We start from the raw sequence: 21,047 nt of genomic DNA on the forward strand, positions 1-21,047 counted from the left end.
CTAGGTGTGTGGCAGTACCAACCGTTAGGGCCGCCCGTGAAAATTGCCTATGTTCTGAACACCTATCCGCAGCCATCGCACAGCTTCATACGTCGCGAAGTGCAGGCGTTGGAACGGCGCGGGTTTTCGGTGCTGCGACTGGCGATGCGCCGGTCGGATGCGCAACTGGTCGACCCGCTTGATCTGGGCGAGGCAGAGCGTACCGAATACATCCTTGATCAGGGGGGGCTACGCTTGCTGACCGGGCTGGCAGCGGCCTTTTTCAAATCACCCGGCCAAACCTTTGCCGCGTTGCGGATCGCCTTGCGCGCAGGCCGCCTCTCCGAGGTTGGCAGGCTACGTCATGTGATCTATCTGGCCGAGGCCGCTTGCATCGCGGATCGCTGCCATCAGGACGGCGTTCAACACATCCATGCGCATTTTGGTACCAACGCAGCGATGGTGGCGCGTTTGGTGCGGGCGCTTGGCGGGCCAGGCTACAGCTTTACCACCCACGGCCCGGAAGAATTTGATGCCCCGCGCGCCTTGTCGCTGGGCGACAAGCTCGACAATGCGGCCTTTGCGGTTGGTGTCAGCCAGTTCGGGCGCAGCCAGCTTTCGCGCTGGGCGGCCTTTACAACATGGCCACGCCTGAAGGTGGTCCATTGCGGTATCGAACCGTCCGCGTTTTCTGATCCCGAACCCCTGCCCACAGGCCCACTGCGTCTGGTGTCAATCGGGCGGTTCGTCGAACAAAAGGGCCAGATGGTGCTGGTCAACGCCATGGCCCAGCTACGCGACAGCCCGGTTCATCTGACGCTGGTGGGCGATGGCGACATGCGCGGTGATCTTGAACAGGCCATTGCCGCGCATGGCTTGCAGGATAAAATCACCCTCACCGGCTGGTTGCCGGAAACCGGAGTGCGCGCCGAATTGGCCGCAGCCCATGCGTTGGTGATGCCCAGTTTTGCCGAAGGCCTGCCGATGGTGGTGATGGAGGCGATGGCCGCCGCCCGCCCGGTGATCGCCACCTATATCGCAGGCATGCCCGAACTGGTTCAGCCGGGGATCACAGGCTGGCTGGTGCCCGCAGGGGACACAGACACGCTGGCCCGCGCGATCAAGGATATGGCGGCAACACCGCATGAGGATCTGGCGCGGATGGGGCAGGCCGGTCGCCTGCGCGTGCTGATGCGCCATGACGTGGATGTCGAGGCGGGCAAGCTTGCCGGGTTCATCGAAGGCGCGGTTTCAGGCACTTAACGCCCACGCGCCCAGCGGGACTGGCTGCGAAACAGCCCAGCCCAAACCGCGACTGAAACCGCCGCATACACACAGAACCCCAGCGGATCGGACAGAAACAGCCGCATCAGCATATCCAAAGACACGCGGTGCTTGTCGTCATTTGCCAACAGCTCGGGAAAGCGGGCCTTGATCTGATTGACACCGGCGTCCTGACGTCGGCGTACCCGGACCAGATTGGTGAACCCTTCGACCATTGGCCACGTATAGTCCGCAGGCACCCCAATGCGTTCCTGGGGGGCAAAGCTCAGCCGGGCAAAGGTGTCGTCCGAAATGATGTCGGGCCATGCCCCCCAGCGATTTCGCCCGGCGCGGTTCATCGCAAAAATCCCAAACCCCGGCACACCGTCGCGCGTGAACGGCAGGCGCGTCCAGAACCGGCCATAGGCACGGGTGACCCGGCTGTCGGCCGGGGCCACCTGTGGCACCCCGCCGGCATAAAGCGGGGCAGGGACATCCAGCGCCTGCACCAGACTGGGCAACAACGCAGGGCTGACGATCACATCGGCGTCCAGATAAATCAGAACTTCGCCCCGGGCCTCGGCCTCGCCCCGGTTCAACGCGCCCAGCTTTCCGCCCTCTGGTACCTCAAGCACCCGGACCGGCCAGTCGTTGCCACGCGGGACAGATTGCGCCAGCGCGATGGTATCGTCAGTACAGCCATTGGCGACCACCAGAAGCTCGCCCCGCCAGCCCTTGGGCAAGGGAGCCGACTCCAGCACCGCGCCAAGGCAAGCCTCGATGTAACCCGCCTCGTTGTGGGCAGGCAGGATAATGCTGGCGATGCGGGTCATTTGAAGCTTTCAAGGGCGTCCCAACGCGGGTTGTCGTCAGACAGATACCTCAGCGTGCCCCAGCTTCCCCACTTCGTCGGCGTATAGACATCGACATAGGCGTTGAACAATGTACCGCCCGCCGCCTGCCAGCCCTTGATCAGATCGACATACAACGCCCCCATTTCCGCGCTATAGTTCAGGCGGTGCAGAAACGCGGTCAGCTCGGCATTGTCGACCATCGGGCCAATTCCAACAACATGCGTGCCGCCTTCGTACATGATCATGTCCAGCCCATGCTGCTGTGCGACCTCGGCGTGATAGGGGAACACCCGTTCGACCAGATCACTCAAAGACCCCTCAGGATCGTCGCTGACAATGCCGTCCCGCACTTCCGCAGCCGCCTGTGCCATGGCGGTATCATACTGATGGTCTTCCAGAAACGCAGTGCGCGCCTCGCCCGTCAACCCGCGGTCGTTGGCGATGGTCAAAGCCTGCAACCGGCTGTCTTCAATCCATTGCGAAATCATCGGCCAGCGGTCTTCCAGACCAAGACCGCCGCCGAAGTATCCGGTAACAGCATAGGCATCGAAATGCTCATGCGGGGCGATCATTTCGGGGTTCTCGGCCATCCACAGCGGGGCCGCCAGCATATCGACCTCAAGCCCCAGCCACCCGGTCTGCGTGGTGATCACCCGGACCAGCCGGTCATCCGCCTCGTCCGCGAAAACCTCGGTCCAGATATCGGCAATCTCACTGGCCCGCATGGTGTAATACTGCAGCCACGCGTTCTTTTTGCCCCACCGCTCCAACGCCATCGTGTCGGCCCAGACGGCCTGCTGGAACTGCCAGTTCCAGACCTCGTTCGAGAATTCCACATAGGCCTTCAGATCGGACCAAAGCGTTTGCTTCACGGTCTCGGCGAACCGGCGCACATAGTCGTCATCAGCAAGGTGAGGCATGTTGAACCAGGCATCCACCCCGATCCGGTTCGCCAGCTCAACCATGATCTCAACCGGAACACCCTTGCGGGCATAGGTATAATCGTCAGGTTTGGGGCGGTTTTCCCACGCTGATTGGGTCGAATGGTTGGTCAGCATCCAGTCCATGAACCGCACGGTCTGAAATCCCATCAAACGGTCCAGCCAATCCGGGTTGAATACAGCGCCCGCTTCGAATGCCGCGATGTGGTCCAGTTTCACCACGGTGATGTTGCGCACATAATCGCCCTTGCGCGCCCGGTCCGTGCGCTGGATGCGCATATCGACCGATCCGGGGCCGGGGCTGAAATCAAACTCAATCTGGTTCTTGCCATAGCGCACGTTGCGGGCGCGGCCTCTGACCTCGATGATCCCATTGCCGTCGAACGTCACCCGATAACGCCCCGCCAGAGACACCGCCTCTTCCGGCAGATCGGTCAGCAGCATCGTCCCGATTGACCCCAGTTCGGGCGGTTTTTCCAGTGGCCAGCCGTGGTCGTCCAGGTATCCGGCAGTCTCAAGATCTTCGTGTGTGACACCGCCCCACTGCCGGGGCAGGTGTCCGATCCACGGGCGGGCGGTTTTCATCACATCGATAAACGGTGACTGGGCGCTCCAGTCCGTGACCCCTGACAGACCGATGGCCAGTGGCACGGGGCCGACTGGGGTAGGACTGTCGGGGGCGACGGCAACAGGGGCCGGATCCACGGCGACAAACTCAGCCGTTTCGACGGGGGCTGACGCGGAGGGTGCTGCGCCTTCGGGCACCGTGCCAAGGTCTGTCGCGGTTTCCCAGGCGATGGTTTGCAAGTCCTTGGCCAGTGCCGGATTGGGTGTCTTGTATGACCCGCCCCAAGGATCACTCAACCGGTGCGGCAGGCCGACCGGGCTTTCGCCAGTCAGCACGGCGTATTGCAACATGGTCAGGAAATAGAACCCGACATCATTGGGATGAATGTCATCTTCAAACACGTCACGAATGTCGCCCAGCCCGTCAACGGCCCCTTCGGCGATCAGATCCTGCAGGCGCGCCATCGCCTGACCGGCTGGGATCAACGCCATTTCAGGCGTATCGCCCTTGCGCGACGCATTCACTGTATTAACGACGCCCTGCCATTTCGCCAGATCCTGATCCAGTCGGGTGCGCCATGGGATGTCAGCATTGTCGTCATACTGCACCTCGGCCCCGGTGCCGCTGAGCAGGTTGTGCCATGTTTCCTGCAGGTACACCCGGGTATCGGGCCGCGACGCAACGGCGAGGTCATAGTAACGCTGCGCGTATTCGGTCGTGCTGCTCCATTCCAGATGGTTCTGCAGCGGGATCGCTTCGGTCAGGATGACGACGTTGGTGTTGCCTTGCAGCAGAACATCGCGCGCGTTGGTTTCAGTATCCGCGCCATGCTCCCAATTGTGCTTGAGAGGGGCGCCATTGATGATCTGGGCCGAAACCTGCACTTGTGGTGCGGTCTTTTCCAGAACCTCTTTCAGCATCTGCGGATTGGTCTGGCCGAACAGGCTGTGCCCGACAAAGATCACGCCGACCAGAGATGACAACCAGCTCATTGTGCAACTCCCGTCTTGGGGTACCCGCGCACAACGTCCCAGACCGTCTCCTGCATCAGCAAAGCGGCCTCGGCGCTGGGCGCATCTGCCGGGGTGCCGTCGGCGCGCAGCAGGTCATGCGGCAGCCCGATGGGGGATTGGTGATAGAGAACGGCATAATGCGTCAGGGCCACCAGATAGGCACCCAGATCGTTGACATGGATCGGGTCAAGGGTGCCGTCGGATTCCCGCGCAAACAGGTCTTCGCGCCCCTTGATACCCTTAACGCCGCCCCTGTCTTCGACCGCACGCACAAACCGCGCCATGACTTGCCCGGCAGGGATCACATGGATCGCGCGATCAGCGGATCCAGCCAGATCCGGCAGCAGCACCTTATTCTCCCACAACTTTTCCAGATCCGTATCCAGGCGTGCCAACCATCCAACAGCATCATCCAATCGGTGCCAGCTTTCGTACAAATACACCTGAGTGGTCGGCGACGAGGCCCGCGCAAGATCGGCCCATTTCGACAGGTACTTTGCACTGTCGTGATACTTGATGGCGTCTTTCAGCTCGACCATCTCGGTCAGGATCACGGCATCATATTCGCCCGATGACACTGCCTCTTTTGCATCGCGATACCGGGGATGGTCGTTTTCCGCGTCGAACCCGTTGATGGTTTCGCCCGGCTCCCAATGCTGTTTCAGCGATGTGCCCCACCCCAGCTGACTTTCATACTGATGCTCAGGCGCGGCCAGCTGTGCCAGCATCGCAGGCATGTCGCGGCCAACCAGGCTGTGACCCAGATGAAAGACGCGCAACGGGCGATCGGGCGCTGGCAAGGACGTGGCATAGGCCGCGTCCACCATTGCCGGGTCAGGCTGCCTTGGCCGCAACCACAGCCACCAGACAACGGCCACCACGATCAAAAGAACGGGGACAAGAACGAACAAAACACGCAGAGGCATCAGGGAATCCGGTTTCCTTCGGGGTGCAACATGATCTTGGTTTACCCTACCTGAACACGCCTTTCACGCCCGAAGCGTCATGGCCGTGATGATATGATCGCGATCCATCGCAAAACGCCCGGTCAGCGTATCGCCGGTTTGGAACGGAGCGATATCGCGCAGAAAGCAGGCGGTAAAGTCAAAGCCGTCAATCGTCAGCTCAAGCGCGTCAAACCCGAACAACGTGCGGCTTAGCGTATATTGCGCTTTATAGGCGCATTCCTTGGCGCTGAAAATCAGCCGCAGCATCACCGGGTCTTGCCCCGCCAGCCAGTCTTGTTCGCGCGGCGTGCAGATGATCGGGATCAGGTTCGCCTCTAACGGTTCGGCCTCTTCAACGTCCACACCCAACGCGCGCACCGATCCGACGACCCCCAGACAGGCGGTTTTGGAGTGCGATATGCTACCGGTAAGCCCGCCCGGCCAGACCGGGGCTCTGTCTGCGCCCTGCAGCACCGGCAAGGCGGGGTGCCCAAGATCGGTCATGGCCTGACGCGCAGCGCTTCGCCCGGCAGAAAACTCGCGCTGACGTTTGGGCACCGACGCCAGCAGGCTGGCCGCCTCATCGGGCAACATGTCGTGCAGCACCCGAGGGTCGGAGGCCGCAATGGCGATATCTGGTGCGAACAGAGTCCGCGCCAGACGCAGGCAAGACTGATGCGGGGCTTGCGACAGCACGCTTAACTGGTCCGCATGCGACGCCGGTCGCGCATCGCGCGGCGTTTTGACATGGTATCAGCCCGTGCCGGTTCATCGACGGTCGGCGCTTCCGGCTCCGCGTCCGATCCCAGATGTCCCGCCAGCCCCGACAACGTCGGAAAGCGGAAGATGTCAGTGATCGACAGATCCGGGCGGCCCAGTTTGTCGCGGATTTCACGATGCGCCTGTACGGCCAGCAAAGAATGCCCCCCAAGCGCAAAGAAATTATCCTCGGCGCGGATGCCATCGACGCCCAGAATGCGCGACCAGATCGCAGCAATCTGTGCTTCGACCCCGTCGCCCTGGACCGGGGCGCTGTCCCCAATCGGAGACGCGGCGCGGGTCAGCATCGGTTCGGGCAGGGCCTTGCGGTCGATTTTCTTGTTCGGCGTCAGCGGAAACGCATCCAGCGTGACCACATGCGCGGGCACCATCACATCCGGCAAATGCTGTACCAGATGATCGCGCAATGCCGTATCCGACACTGGCGCATTCGTCGTGATATAGCCCACCAGCCGCGTATCCGATCCAATCTCGCGCGCTATGACAACCGCGGCCTGCACACCGGGGAAACCCGCCATTACGGTTTCGATCTCGCCCAGTTCGATCCGCTGACCGCGGAGTTTGACCTGATGGTCGGTGCGCCCCAGGAAATCGATCCGCCCATCGGCCCGCCAGCGCACCAGATCGCCGGTCCGGTACATCCGCGCGCCCATCGGAACGGTCAGCCCGGCCTCATCCGCAAACGGATCGGGCAGGAACCGGTCATCGGTCAGTTCGGCCCGCTGCCAATAGCCCCGTGTCACACCCTCACCACCAATGAACAACTCTCCCGGCACGCCGATGGGCGCAGGCTGCCCCGCCGCGTCCAGCACATAGACCGAGGTGTTGGCGATGGGCGTGCCGACATTGACGATGCCCTTCGCCCCGGGCGCGACATCATCGGTGGTCGACCAGATCGTGGTTTCGGTCGGCCCGTACATGTTCTGGATCTTGGCGCCAGTGCATTCGCGCAGGTCTTCGACCAGTTCGCCCGGCAGCGCCTCACCGCCCAGCATCAGGTGTTGGACATGCCCCAGGGCAATCCGCGCTTCGTCATTCATCGCAATCATCCGCGCCATCGACGGGGTGCATTGCATATGTGTGACGTTGTGGCGGATGATCTGCGCCGCCATCGAATGATCGTTGTCGGACAGGGTACTGGGCGCATTGGCCTGTTCCAGAACCCGTGCCAGCGGCTTCAGCCCCTCCAAAACCACATCCGGCGCGATGCCGTAATCGATCAGGCAGGCGATTTCATCAACGCCGATCCGTTTCAACTGTTCGACCCGCACCAGCGCATCCCGAATGGTCCCAAACAGGCCGGAATCCTCAAAATACCGTTCAAACGCAAAATCAAGGATCGCCTCAAGCTCGTCCTCGCTCAGCACGCCCAGATCCATCTCGAAGGCGTTGCTCACGCCCTTGGGTTTCTTGAACGCCGGGAACGCCCAGGCATATTGCTTGATCAACCCGGCCGCCGCGCGCAGGTAATCCTTCATCGGCTCGCGCGCGATGTCAGCGGCCTTTTCCTTGGTCTCGTCCAGATAGGTGTGCAGCATCAGCGTGACGGTGAACTTTGCCGGATCATGGTCGGCCTCGCGCAGGGCGGCGTGATAGATCCGGATTTTTTCCGCGACCTCGTCAATCGACTGACCCAGCAGGTGGGTCAGCACATTGGCCCCGATACTGCCCGCTTCGCGCCAAGTCTCGGGGTTGCCGGCCGTTGTAACCCAGACCGAAAGCTCTTGTGACACCGGGCGCGGTTGCGTGATGACGCTGTGCTTCGATCCGTCCGCCTTGGGAAACGCAACTTCCTCGCCGCGCCACAGCTTGCGCAGGATTTCGATGGTTTCAAACATCGCAGGCTTGTTCTGCGGCGGCGTGTTTTCGGGGCGCAGGATGAAATCGTCCGGTTGCCAGCCCGACGCAATGCCCAAAGCCGCCTTGCCATTGGTCAGATTGTCGATCACCGCCCATTCTTCGGCAATCCGCGCCGGGTGATGAAGCGGGGCAACGCAACTGCCCGACCGCACGCTCAGGTTCTCGGTCACGGCAGCCACGGCGGCACCGGTCACAGACGGGTTGGGATAGGGGCCGCCGAACGCATGGAAATGCCGTTCAGGGGTCCAGACCGCGTTGAATCCATGCGCATCGGCAAACTTCGCGCCTTCCAGCAGCAATTCGTATTTCTTCGGGCCCTGTCCGTCGTCATTTCCCCAGTACATCAGGTTGAAATCGATGTGCCGGTCGCTGACCGCAATCGGCCCGTTCGAAATCACCGCCCGATTTTCTTCGCTGGTCAGCACCACCTTGAAGCCACGCGCAATGGTCCAGAACAATTCCAGCACCGAAATGTCAAAGCTCAGGCTGGTCACCGCCAGCCAAACACCGCCCGCATCATGATCGATCCGGTCATCCATGCCGGCAAAAAAGTTCGCCACGTTTCGGTGTTCGACCATCACGCCCTTCGGCGTCCCGGTCGAGCCCGACGTATAGATCAGATAGGCCAGATCATCCGCCGTGGCCCCGCCATCGACGTTGTTGTCCTGACGTGCAGCCACCGGCACCAGAACCTGCCCGTCGGTCTGCGGCATCTGCGCGGCAAGCACGTCTTGCGTCAGGATCACGCTGGCGCGGCTGTCGGCAACAAAATGTGCCAGACGGTCGGTGGGATAGGCGGGATCAAGCGGCACATACGCCGCGCCTGCCTTCAGGATCGCCAGCGCCCCGATCAACAAATCCGGCGAGCGATGCACGAACAGCCCCACATGCGCACCGGGCACAACGCCCAGATCGCTCAGCTGCTGCGCCACGGCATTCGCGCGGGCGTTCAGCTCGGCATAGGTAAAACTCTGGTCTTCGAACACCAAGGCAATGGCACCCGGGGTCCGTTCGACCTGCGTCTCGAACGCATGATGGATCGTCTCTGACCGGTCATAGTCGCGCGCGGTGGCATTCGAGTCGACCAGGATCTGGCGCCGCTCGGATGCTGGCAGGACATTAACCCGATCTATCGTAGCCGCGCTGCCTGCGATGACCGTTTGCATCGCGGTTTCCAGCCGTTTCGCCAGCAGTTCAACGGTGTCTTCATCCAACCGCGCACGATCGACGTGCAAGGTGACACGACTGTCGCGCACGGCCACGGTTGCGCAGGTTCCTGCGATTGGGCCAGCACCGCCCAGGGCCAAACCGATACCCGGCACGGCGGACAACGTGATGGCAGGATCCCGGGCAATCAGATCGCAGGCAAAGGCCCCTGTGGTTTGCAAACGCGCCGTTGTATCATCCAGTTTCTGCGACAGCTCGGCCAGCGTATCGCCAGTACAGATCTGCAACGGCACCCAGCCGTTCACATAGCCTTCGGCCTGCTGCGCCGCCGTTTCGGCAGCAGGGCCGGTCAGCGCAACATCTGCGATCTCTTCGCCACCACTGCGCAGCGCCCAGACCAGCGCGGCAAGCGCTCCTGTCTCTCCGGTCACCCCATCCGGGGCCGACAGCCGAACCGATTCCCAATCCGGCGCGCCGCCGCCTGTGGCCAGGGGCACAACCACGGGGTGTGCATTTTGCAACGCCCGCCGCCAATGGGCTTCACCGTTGATCGTTGCGCGGATCACGGCGCTCAACGCGTCGGCCTCTTCGGCGGTGGGCGAGGCCAGAACTTCACCCGACGTGACCCATTCGCTGATTTCGGTTCCCAGCCCGCTGACATCGCTGAACCCGCCCAACCGGACGCAACCGTCACCGGTGGCGACGACCAAAGCGTCGCGTTCTGCCGCAACAATGGTGCCGGGCAAAGCCGACGACGATGTCGGATCCGGCGACGCATGGCGCACCAGCAGCACCCGGCCTGCCACATCGATCTTGGGGCGGGTCAGGGGGTTCCAGTAATCCCCAAAATCCAAGGCGCGCACCAAGGCCGAAATCTCGGCAGCCGTGCGCCGGAAATCGATCCGACCGGCAGCCGCGGGGCGGTCTTCGCGCCCGAAATAACTGCGCTGGCCCAGATCCTGTTTCTGACGTTCCGGCCCGTCGCCCTCCAGCTGGCCGACCACATCACCAAAGCAATCCATCGCCGCGCCGTAGCACTTGGAATTCAACGAAAACGCGGTTTCATCCCCGGCCACATCGAACATGCGCTGGGCCAGAATGTCCCCTTCGTCGATGCCGCCTTCGATCATGTGCCACGTCACGCCATAGCGGGTTTCGTCATTGATCAGCGCCCAGACCGGTGTGTTCAGACCGGCATAGCGCGGCAGCGGCCCGTCGTGGAAATTGATCACACCCTTTGACGGCATCGCCAACACCGCGTCCGGGATCACCGCAAGGTTCGCGATGGACAACAACCAGTCAAACGACCCTTGTGCAAACCGGTCCTCCAGCGCGCCAACCCGGTCCAGAACCGGCAGGTTCTTGGCCTCTGCCCATTTGCGAATATCGCTGTCGCGCGACACCACCGCCCGGATCACATGCCCCCGGTCCAGCAACGCCTCGGAGCATCCGATCAGCAGCGATTCATTGCCAATAACAACGCAGGAAAATTGGGTCATTTTCGGTCCTCGGTGACAGGGGCGGTTTTCATCGACGTGGCTTGCGTCGCAATGTCCGGACGGCGGAACAGGTTGCGGCACGCATGGGCCGTCAGGTCGCGCAAAAAGTAATCGGCATCGGCTTGCGGCTTGCCCTGCACAAGGCGTCGCAGGTCATAAATCAGCGTGCCCGACAGGCGCGATACCGTGGCAAGCCCGGCGTAGATCGCGCCATGGTTCTTTGAGAAATAATACAGGCGTGAATCCAGCCAATAGGGCGGCGTACGGCCCCATTCCTTCATCCCGGTCGAGGCAGATCCGACATGGACCACCTCGCTGCTTGGAATGTACCACGTTTCCCACCCGGCCTGCGCAGCCCGCCGGCACAGATCGGTTTCTTCGTAATACAGGAAAAACGTCTCATCAAACCCGCCGATCTGATCCAGCATGTCGCTGCGCAACATAAGGCTGGCCCCGGCGGTCCAGTCGATACGGGTATCGACCTTCGGGATCGGGATCGGCACGATAGACTTGGCGAACAGGCGCGAAAACACCCCGGTCCGCGCGCTCATCTCGAATTCGCCGGCGGCCGAGGGAAACCGAAACGCGGTGCGGTGCGGCTCTCCGTCTTCACCCTTTACATAACTTCCGGCCATGCCCGCCTTGGGGTGATCGATCAGGAAATCCCGCAGGATGCGGATCGCATCAGGTTCTGGCCACGCGTCCGAATTCAGCAGATAGACAAAATCGGCCCGTGATCCATCCGACAACCCGGCCTGCATGCCAAAGTTCATGCCAGCGCCAAAGCCGCCATTGCGGCACGACGCGACCACCCGCAACCGTCCCGACCCGGTCCAGCCGCGCGCCTTCGCCTGATCTGTCAGCCGTTCAAAAGACCCGTCGCCCGATCCGTTATCGACAATGACGATTTCACCGCGCAGCCCGGCCATTTCGCGCATCGCGGCTTCGGCCGACTTCAGCGTCATGTCGGGCGTCTGATAGTTCAGGATGATCGTCAGGATCGAAGGGTCAGACATCTGGTTACTCTGCCGCCCTTTGCGGGGTCCAGGCGAGGTCCTCAGCTTCGGCGCGGTCGATATGCGCTTTCATTTCCTCGGCCAGAACGCTCACGTTGGGCACCAGTACCATACTGTCGTGATCGCCCGGCACTTCGACGACCTGCGTGTGCGGGGCCCAGCCCGTCCAGTCATTGTCGTCGAACACATACTCACGCTCCTTGCTGACCCATTTGCCGCCCGACACCTTCCAATGCCGATCCAGAGGCGGACGGAACAGCACGACCGGCCCGTCCCACGGGTGCAGATCATAGGCTCCCAGCGACTCGCGAAAGGCGTCTTCGATCTTGCGATTGTTGAACTCCGGCGCGGCGCTGACAGTTTGCGGCAAAGCGCGGCGTTTCTCAATTTCCCAACGGAGTCGGTTGCCCGCCCATTCGGACAAATACCCTATGCCTTTGCGCTGCAATTCCTGTAGTTTGATCGCCACCTTGTCCCGACGCCCCAATGCGGGCCGCATCGGCAACGGCGTGTCGAGCAGCGCAAGAAGCGCAACTTTCTCGCCCTCGGCTTCCAACTGGCGGGCCATTTCGTAGGCGGTGATCCCGCCCCCCGAAAAGCCACCCAAAAGGTAAGGGCCATGCGGCCGCACCTGACGCAGTTCAGCGATGTAATCGGCAGCCGCCTCTTCCATGCAGCGATGGGGTTCGTCATCCCCGATAAGGCCCCGCGCCTGCAGCCCGTAAACCGGACGTTCGCGGCCCAGCATCAACGCCAGATGGCGCAGGTTCAGCACATTGCCGAACATACCGGCGACCAGGAAGAACGGCGTTTCGCCACCGCTTTCGCCCTTATGCAACGCCACCAGATGGGTGAAGGATGGCGGCGCGTCGCCGTTGTCTGTCGGGGTCTCGCCGGTGATGCCGGTGCGGGTCGTGATCATGTCGGCCACCCGCGCAACCGAGGGCGCTTCGAACAAAACCGAGATCGGAAATTCGACATCGTACAGCCGCTTGATCTGCGCAAACAGGCGCACGGCAATCAGGGAATGGCCGCCCAAATCGAAAAAGCTGTCATCCACGCCAACTTGCGAGACGCCCAACAGCGATTCAAACAGCCCGGCCAGTGCCTTTTCCACATCATTGCGCGGCGCGACATAATCGGTATCCAAATCCGGGCGATCAAAACTCTGACCGTCTTCGGTCTGTGCAACCGACACCCGGTTCGCCTGTTCGATCAGCCCGGGCAAATCTATCGAACTGACCACAACCTGCGGCAGCCCAAGCGCCAATGCGCGTTGCAGGGCCTCGGGGCCTTCGTCCGGGCGGATGCCCTGACTGATGTTGTGGTGCAAACGCTGCTCGTCGGGCGACAACGGCACATCGGATGACGCCGCCGCCAACCCAAGGGCTGCGGCGTCCGAATCCGGTGTTGCCGGGGTCGAGAAATCAAGCGCTTCGGTTCGCTGCATCCGGAACCCCAGGATTTCGGCGCAAACCGTCCCGTCCGGGGTCGCCAGCGTGATGTCGAACGACGTGAACCCATCGGCCTCTTGCGCGCCAGACAGCCGCATCCAGCTGCGCAATTCTGCCGGCAGCGGGCGCAGGATACGGATCGTGCCATATGACACCGGAACCCACAGGTGCTTGCCGCCATAGCTGCCCGCCAATTCGATGGCCCAGCCGGTGGCAAGGTCCAGCAAACCCGGATGCATACGATACCCGTCGCTCAGATCGCTGTGAAACGCGGCGGGCAGGGTCAGCGATGCCAGCCCTTCGCCCGCGCCAAAGGCAGTTTTGCTTAGCACATGCCAGCGCGGGCCAAAGCGCAAATGGGTCTCTTGCGGAGACCGCAATCGGCTGCCGACAGTGCCTTTTTCAACGCGCGGACACCGCGCGGCGATGGCGTCCAGATCCACGTCCTCGGGTGCAGCACGTCCCAGAATAACGGTTGCCTGCGCATTCAGAAGGTATCCGGCAGACTCATCTGCCCCGGCGCTGCTGTGAATGGTCACGCCATACCCGCCGGGGGCAGGCTCCAGCCTCAGCACCACACGTTTGGGCGCAGAGTCATCAACCCGCAACGGGCGGAAGAAATAGAGATCCGAGATTTCAAAGGGCTCTTCGATCCCGTGCTCGTGCAACGCCTCTGATATCAGTTCGATGAACCCGGTGCCGGGCAGCAGGGCATCGCCCGCCGCTGTACGGTGCTGGTCCAGAACCCAGCGATCCTGTGCAGTGTATGTCGCGGTAAAGATCCGGTTGCCCGCCGCGTCGAACCCGGTTTCGTCCAGCAACGGTAGGTCAACGGGGTCACGCTCGGTCGGCTGGCCCGCATTGCGGCGCAAGGCCATCGCATCCGCAGCCATGCCCACATCGGCCCAGACCCCCCAATCCACGGCAACGACACGGGTCGCCGCCCCGGCACGGCTTTGCGCCCAGGCGTTCAGGTATTCGTTCGCGGCGACATAATCGATCTGTCCCGCAGGCCGCGTCGCGGTCGAGGACGACGAAAACAGCACCATCAGTTCCAGCATCCCGTCCGGGAACATCTGATCCAGCACCTGCAAGCCGGTGATCTTGGGGGCAAAGACGCGCGCCACATCGGCTTCGGTCTTGGTCAGGATCGGGCCGTCATTGATATGCCCGGCGGCGTGGAGAACCCCGGTCAGCACACCGAAGCGTTCTTCGGCCTCACTCACGGCGCTGCGCATCTGGTCGATGTTGCAGACATCGGCGGCGATCGCCATCACGGCGCCTGTGCCAATTGCCTCAAGATCCTGCAGCGCGGTCAGGCGCCGCGCAACCCGGTCGGCAGGGCTGTGGGTGCGCAGATAGGCTTCCCATTCTGATCGTGCAGGCAATGGATCGCGGGCCAGCAAGATCACATTGGCCTGACTGTCGCGCATCAACTGGGCGGCCACGGTCAGGCCGATCCCGCCAAATCCACCGGTAATTAGATAGGTGCCACCCGGTTTCCAGGCCTGATCGTCCGGCGCGTCAAGCGCCACAGGCTTATAGCTGCGCCCGTACCGCTTGCCATCGCGCAACGCGGCAACCCCGTCACCGGGGTCGGCACACAGATCTTCCAGAATGGCGTTGATCAGCTCATGATCCGGGGCAGGCTCACCCGCACCGCGCAGACTGGCAAAAAACCCCGGTTCGGCGCGGTCTGGCAGGACAATATCAAGCGACGCGCAGGTCATCCCCGGCATTTCATGCGCGATAACCCCCAGTGGCCCCGCGATCAGGGCCTTTTCGGGATAGGGCAGTGGTTCGTCTTTCACCTGCGCCGCACCGGTTGTGATCACGGTCATCTGTGCCGCGTGTTCGATCCCGGCCAACGCCTGAGACAGGTACATCAGGCTGTAAAAGCCCCGCTCAAGGTTGCGGTCGTAAAAACTGCTGCCGGGACGGTGGGTTTCGTCCTGCGTGACCAGCCAGAAATGCCCGATTCGATCCGGTAAACGCCCCTGATCCGCCAGGTCCGAGATCAAAGCGTCATACCCGAACCGCCCTTGTTCTGCTGGCAAGATGAACGCGGTTTCGGACAGCTGCGCAAAGGTATCTCCGGGGGTGACGCGGACAACCGATTGACCCGCCTCAACCAGCCGGTCCGCCACCGCCGCGCCATATCCGCATGCGTCCTCAAAAATCAGCCAGGATTGCGGCGCAAGCGTATCCAGCTCAGACGCCACATCCAGATCACAGTCGGCCAGACGCGGACGCCACGCCGGGCGGTACCCCCAATTGGCCAGATCATCCGTGCGCATCAGCGCAGTGTCCGAGGCCACGGCGATCTGCTTGCCCGGTTCAATAAAATACTTGCTGCGCTGGAACGCATAGGTGGGCAACGGCAGACGGTGCCGCGTGGCCTCGCCCCAGATTTGCGGCCAGTCGGCAGTGACGCCGCACGCCCACAGCCGCCCGATCACGCTTAGGAAATACGCGTCATCCGGCATGTCCTGATCGGAGTGGCGCAAGGAACTCAGCACCTGACCCGGATCAACTGTATCGGCCATCTGCGCCAGCGAACTCAGCGCCTTGCCCGGGCCGACTTCCAGAAACACCCGGTCGCCTTTGGCTGACAAGCTGCGGATGCACTGGTCGAAATGCACCGTATTGCGCAGTTGTTCGACCCAATAGTCCGGGCTGGTCGCCTGCTCAGCCGTCAGGGGTTCTCCGGTGCGGTTCGACATCACCTGCATCTGAGGCGGGTTCAACGTGATCCCACGCAGGAAGGCGCGGAAATCGTCCAGGATCGGATCCAGCATCCGCGAATGCGCGGCAATGTCGATCTGCACGCGCTGATGGTCGATATCCTGTGCGTCCAGCCGCTCAGAAAACGCGTCCAGAGCCGCCTGGGGACCCGACACGGCGCACAGCCGCGGCGCGTTCACGCTGGCGACATCCAGATCGTCGCTGATCATCGCACGCAAGTCGTCCTCGCTAAGCGAGACGCTGATCATGCCCCCCGCTGGCACCGTATCAAACAAGCGACCGCGCAGCAGGACAAGATCGATGCAATCTTCAAATGACATCACCCCGGCCAGACAGGCGGCCGTGTTCTCGCCCATCGAATGGCCAACCAGCGCCGTTGGCCGCACGCCCCAACTGATCCACAGCTGAGCCAGCGCGTATTCAACGATCATGATCAGCGGCAACTGAACCGACGGTTTCGTCAGCCGGGCATTGGCCGCCTCGATCCCGTCAGGCTCGGGCAGCCAGACGTCGCGGATATCGAAATCCAGCTTGGGTTGCAGGTGGTCCAGCCCCCGATCCATCCAGTCGGCAAACACCGGCTCGGTCTCGTACAGATCACGCGCCATGCCCGCGTATTGCGCGCCCCCACCGGGGAACATGAACACGGTGTCTGGCGCATCGCCCAGCCGGTCATGGGTAAAAACCTCGCGCGGATTGCCGGTTTCAAGCTTTTCGATGGCCTCAGCGGCAGTTTCAGCAACCAAAACGCGGCGCTTTTCAAACCCGCGCCGCCCTTCTTTCAACGTGTATGCGACATCGGCCAGCGACAAGTCCGGGTTCGCCCGCAAATGCGCGGCCAATTGCTTTGCGTTGGCATCCAGCGCGGCGCGGGTCCGGCCTGACAGGCACAAGATCTGAAACGGAAAATCGCTTTCATCGGAAGCGCCCCGATCCGGCGCTTCCTCCAGAATCGCGTGGGCATTGGTGCCACCAACCCCCAGCGCATTGATCGCCGCGCGACGCGGGCCTTTGTGCGAGGTCCACTCCGACAGTGTATCATTCACCCGAAACGGGCTGGTCTCAAAATCAATTGCCGGGTTTGGCGCTTCATAACCCAAAGACGGCGGGATTTGCCCGTGCTTCAGGCCCAGTGTGGTCTTCACCAACCCGGCGACGCCAGCCGCCGTGTCCAGATGACCGATATTGGTCTTCACCGATCCGATCCGGCAAAACCCGGTGTCGCGGGTCGATTTGCGATACGCTTCGGTCAGTGCCGAGACCTCGATCGGGTCGCCCAGATAGGTCCCTGTGCCATGGCATTCGACGTAATCAATCGTGTCGGGCGATACCTTTGCCGCCTCCAGCGCCATGCTGACAGCTGCCGACTGGCCATCCACCGACGGGGCCAGATACCCGGCCTTGGCCGCACCGTCGTTGTTGACCGCGCTGCCCTTGATCACGGCCCAGATATGATCGCCATCCGCCACCGCGTCTTCCAACCGGCGCAAGGCAACCGCGCCCGCGCCCGACCCGAACACCGTGCCTTGCGCCCGGTGATCAAAGGCGTGGCAATGCCCGTCCGGGCTGAGAATTTCGTTTTCCTTGTACAGATATCCGCGCCCCTGCGGCAGTTCGATGGTCACACCGCCTGCAATCGCCATGGCGCATTCACCGTCACGCAGCGCCTTGGCGGCATAATGTACCGCCACCAGCGACGTCGAACAGGCCGTCTGCAGGTTGATCGACGGGCCTTTCAGGTCAAACACATGGCTGACACGGGTCGACAGGAAATCCTTGTCGTTGCCGGTATGGCGCAGCAGGAACATGCCGACATCGTCAACCAACCCGGGGTTCGAACAGATGTTGAAATAGAAATAGCTGCCCATGCCACACCCGGCATAGACGCCAATCGGGCCATCGATTGTCTCGGGTGGATGCCCGGCATTTTCCATCGCCTCCCAGGCGACTTCCAGAAACTTGCGGTGCTGAGGATCCAGGATCGCTGCTTCTTTCGGGCTGAACCCAAAGAAGTCTGCATCGAACGTATCGAAATCCTGTAACAGCGCGGCAGCGGGGACATAATTCTTGTCGGCAAGGGTCTCGGGGCGCTCGCCATTGGCCAGCAGCGTCTCGTCGTCAAGCCGGGTAATCGACTCAACGCCATCACGCAGATTTGTCCAGAACGCGTCGGCCGAGGACGCCCCCGGCACGCAAACAGACATACCAACGATGGCAATGTCGCCGCTGTACTGTTTCAAATCACCTGTCCCCATAGCGCGCAAAACGCGTCTGCATTCGTTCGATCAGGCCCGTCACTTTGACAACTCTTATAATACACATGACGACAGGCCGAAATATTTGGCTTCGTTCTCTTCAGTGCCTCAGCAGAAAACACCCTGTATCTGTACATTCTGGGTTTGACCCAAAAGGGGAATTTTTGGCGCCATCTGTCGGCACGTTTACATATCGTTCCAAGTTGTGGCCGTTTTAAGGACAATCGGCGGAAACTCTATGTTGATTGGACCGACCCCAAGGGCGCAATCCTCACATCATATCGCGCGTGGTATGGGGTTTGGCCCGTCCACCCAGCACCGGCCCGTCTCCGAACAGGCGGGGTTTTCGACGTTCGAACTCAGGATATCGCAGCCTTTCGCAATATCCCAGAACCGCCCCGGCACACAGCCACGTATAAGGGGTCAGCGTCGCATTCAGCAGCATATCCATCATCGTTGCCGCCAATATGATCGAAATCGGCGCGACATAAGGGGACAGCTGATTTGACCGCAACGTTCGCATCTGAAACCCCAGCAGCATCAGCGGAAAGGCCAGCAACCCCATCTCGGCAACGTACCCGACCCAGCCAAACGTGCCGAAGACTATGATCCAGCGGCCATCCGGGATCGTCAGGATCTCACCGGTTTCGCCATGGCGGATCAGGTTGCGTCCCCATCCGCCCCAGCCAAACCACGGCTTTTCCGCCGCCCGGTCCAACAGCTGCTCTTCGTTGTTGAACCGATACTCCAGCGATCCGCCGCGTTCTTCATCGAACGCATAAGCCTGCACCAGAATGTCATCCAGCGGGATCGCCCCTGTATTGCGCAGGATCGGATAGCCCACCGCGATGATCCCGCACAGAATGGCCACCCGGATCTGCATCTTGGCCGAGGTAAGCAAAACCAGCGGCGCCAGCACCAGCGCAAACACCCAGGACGCCAGGCTTTTGCACAGAAACAGCACGATCAGAAGATAGACCACCGCCGCCTGATATCGCCTGCGCAAAGGCGGCCCAACGATGCGTGACAGGGCCGCTGCCGCGATGACCGCAGACAACATGAAAAACGCCAGCCACAGGGCGTGGGGCAGGAACACCAGCGGGCGAAACCCGCCTTTGCGCATCATCTGTTCGAACGAATGCTGGAAGAACCCATAGACCCAGACGTTGATCTGCGGGCTGAACCTCACCTCGATCAGGGCCGGGATCGAATAGATCAGCATCCCGATCACCAGCCCCAGCAGGATTTCCCGCATCCCGGTATCGGTCGACATGTATTGCCGACCCAGCACAAACGGGATCAGCACGATGATCTGGCTGGCCACGACCGAAAACAGGTCCCGCACGCTCAGGCCCGGCAGGCTGCCGACAATAAACTTGACGGGATCACTGCCCGCCAGAACCTCGAATTCAATCGGGTCACGATTGGTCAGAACGGTCGGGATCACGCTCAGCACAAACAGGATCAGCAGAATCCGCGTGATCAGGGTGCGCGGCCACAGTGTGATCGGAACCTTCAGAACAAACAGCAAAAGCCCCATCAGCGCCACGCTGGGAATCGAAAACTTGTCCATCGCCGGGACAAGCGGCAGATCAAAGGCCGCGATGGGCGGCAGGATCAGAAACCCACCCAGCAGGCACCACACGATCGCCCGCTCCAGCGGGAGCTTGCGCAAAAGCCGCAAACAGATCAGCGGCCAGATCAGCAGCATGAATGAGGCGAAAAGATTAGGCATGCTCGAACGTGTTTCTTGGCGGCTAAGGTGCCGCGATGAAGACAGTCTAGCACCGCGCTGGCCAACTGTCGCGCCCTGCCAGACAAGCAGTGTCGTGTTCAGGGTAATTTTTGGGATCTGATGCGCACATGCTTGCATTGAAAGGCGCAAAACGGCAAGTTTTGGGCAATTCATTTGGCCGCTGTACAGCGGAAACAACAAAGGCATTGGCGTGGAATTCACTTTTGGCAAGACCAAGGTAACGATCAACATGCCCACCCGCACCGCGCTGGAGGACGAGGTCCGCCGCCGTTTTCGCGCAGGCCAAGGCTTTGCGCTTGCCACGATCAACCTGGATCATCTCTCCAAGATGTCGGTATCGCCGGACTTTGCCAAAGCCTATTCCCTGCAGGATCTGGTGGTCGCCGATGGCTGGCCCGTGGGGCGCCTTTCCGGGCTGTCCGGCCATCCGATTCAGGTGATGCCGGGGTCGGATCTGGTAGAACCGTTGTGTCAGATTGCGGCCGACGAAAAGGTCAAACTGGCCCTTGTCGGCAGCACCGAGGTCGCGCTGGACGATGCCAGGCGCATTCTGACCGAACGGGTTCCGGGGCTCGAAATCGCTCTGACGATATCGCCCTCGGGTCAGTTCGATCCCAACGGGGCCGAAGCCCTTGATATTCTGAATCAGATCAAGGCCCAGGATATTGGGTTCTGTTTTCTCGCTCTGGGGGCCCCGAAACAGGAAGAACTGGCTTTGCGCGGGCGCGCGGTCACGCCGAAAACCGGCTTTGCCTCGGTCGGGGCAGGGCTTGATTTTTTGGGCGGCCACCAGATCCGTGCCCCGCTATGGATGCGCCGCGTCGGGCTGGAATGGTTCTGGCGAACCCTGCTTGATCCGGTCCGCATGGTACCCCGGTATGTGCGTTGCTTTGCCATCCTGCCGCGCGAAACGCTGAACGCCCTGCGCCAGCGCCGCGCCAATTCCTGAG

10 protein-coding genes are annotated in these 21,047 nt (G+C 61.6%); 2 read left to right on the top strand and 8 right to left on the bottom strand.

What is annotated here, in order from left to right:
• Positions 1-36: 36 nt before the first annotated feature.
• Positions 37-1,242 carry a glycosyltransferase gene (locus FOY56_RS10700; protein WP_146345834.1) on the top strand — a complete coding sequence of 402 codons (1,206 nt, stop codon included), beginning with the start codon at positions 37-39 and terminating at the stop codon, positions 1,240-1,242.
• Here the strand turns inward: FOY56_RS10700 and FOY56_RS10705 are convergent.
• From FOY56_RS10705 to FOY56_RS10740, 8 genes are all read right to left on the bottom strand, one after another.
• Positions 1,239-2,075 (bottom strand): glycosyltransferase family 2 protein, encoded by an 837-nt coding sequence (locus FOY56_RS10705; RefSeq protein ID WP_146345835.1) that lies wholly within the window; start codon positions 2,073-2,075, stop codon positions 1,239-1,241. The genes FOY56_RS10700 and FOY56_RS10705 overlap by 4 nt on opposite strands.
• Positions 2,072-4,597 (bottom strand): hypothetical protein, encoded by a 2,526-nt coding sequence (locus FOY56_RS10710; RefSeq protein ID WP_146345836.1) that lies wholly within the window; start codon positions 4,595-4,597, stop codon positions 2,072-2,074. The genes FOY56_RS10705 and FOY56_RS10710 overlap by 4 nt, the downstream gene beginning before the upstream one ends.
• Complete coding sequence (locus tag FOY56_RS10715) at positions 4,594-5,544, bottom strand: hypothetical protein (RefSeq protein ID WP_146345837.1); 951 nt, start codon at positions 5,542-5,544, stop codon at positions 4,594-4,596. The genes FOY56_RS10710 and FOY56_RS10715 overlap by 4 nt, the downstream gene beginning before the upstream one ends.
• A 63-nt stretch (positions 5,545-5,607) precedes the next feature.
• The gene (locus FOY56_RS10720) at positions 5,608-6,261 is read right to left on the bottom strand and encodes a 4'-phosphopantetheinyl transferase family protein (RefSeq protein ID WP_246139457.1); all 654 of its coding nucleotides are present in this window, start codon (positions 6,259-6,261) and stop codon (positions 5,608-5,610) included.
• Between the two features lie 2 nt (positions 6,262-6,263).
• Complete coding sequence (locus tag FOY56_RS10725; protein ID WP_146345838.1) at positions 6,264-10,871, bottom strand: MupA/Atu3671 family FMN-dependent luciferase-like monooxygenase; 4,608 nt, start codon at positions 10,869-10,871, stop codon at positions 6,264-6,266.
• Complete coding sequence (locus FOY56_RS10730) at positions 10,868-11,887, bottom strand: glycosyltransferase family 2 protein (protein WP_146345839.1); 1,020 nt, start codon at positions 11,885-11,887, stop codon at positions 10,868-10,870. The genes FOY56_RS10725 and FOY56_RS10730 overlap by 4 nt, the downstream gene beginning before the upstream one ends.
• A gap of 4 nt (positions 11,888-11,891) precedes the next feature.
• Complete coding sequence (locus FOY56_RS10735) at positions 11,892-18,341, bottom strand: type I polyketide synthase (RefSeq protein ID WP_146345840.1); 6,450 nt, start codon at positions 18,339-18,341, stop codon at positions 11,892-11,894.
• Positions 18,342-18,612: 271 nt separating this feature from the next.
• Positions 18,613-20,076, bottom strand: coding sequence for an O-antigen ligase family protein (locus tag FOY56_RS10740; RefSeq protein WP_146345841.1), 1,464 nt, complete (start codon positions 20,074-20,076; stop codon positions 18,613-18,615).
• A gap of 211 nt (positions 20,077-20,287) precedes the next feature.
• Here FOY56_RS10740 and FOY56_RS10745 point away from each other — a divergent pair, with 211 nt between their 5' ends.
• Positions 20,288-21,046, top strand: a complete 759-nt coding sequence (locus FOY56_RS10745; RefSeq protein ID WP_246139458.1) for a WecB/TagA/CpsF family glycosyltransferase — start codon at positions 20,288-20,290, stop codon at positions 21,044-21,046.
• The last annotated feature ends 1 nt before the right edge of the window (position 21,047 follow it).

Source organism: Falsiphaeobacter marinintestinus (assembly GCF_007923355.1).
Classification (GTDB): domain Bacteria; phylum Pseudomonadota; class Alphaproteobacteria; order Rhodobacterales; family Rhodobacteraceae; genus Phaeobacter_A; species Phaeobacter_A marinintestinus.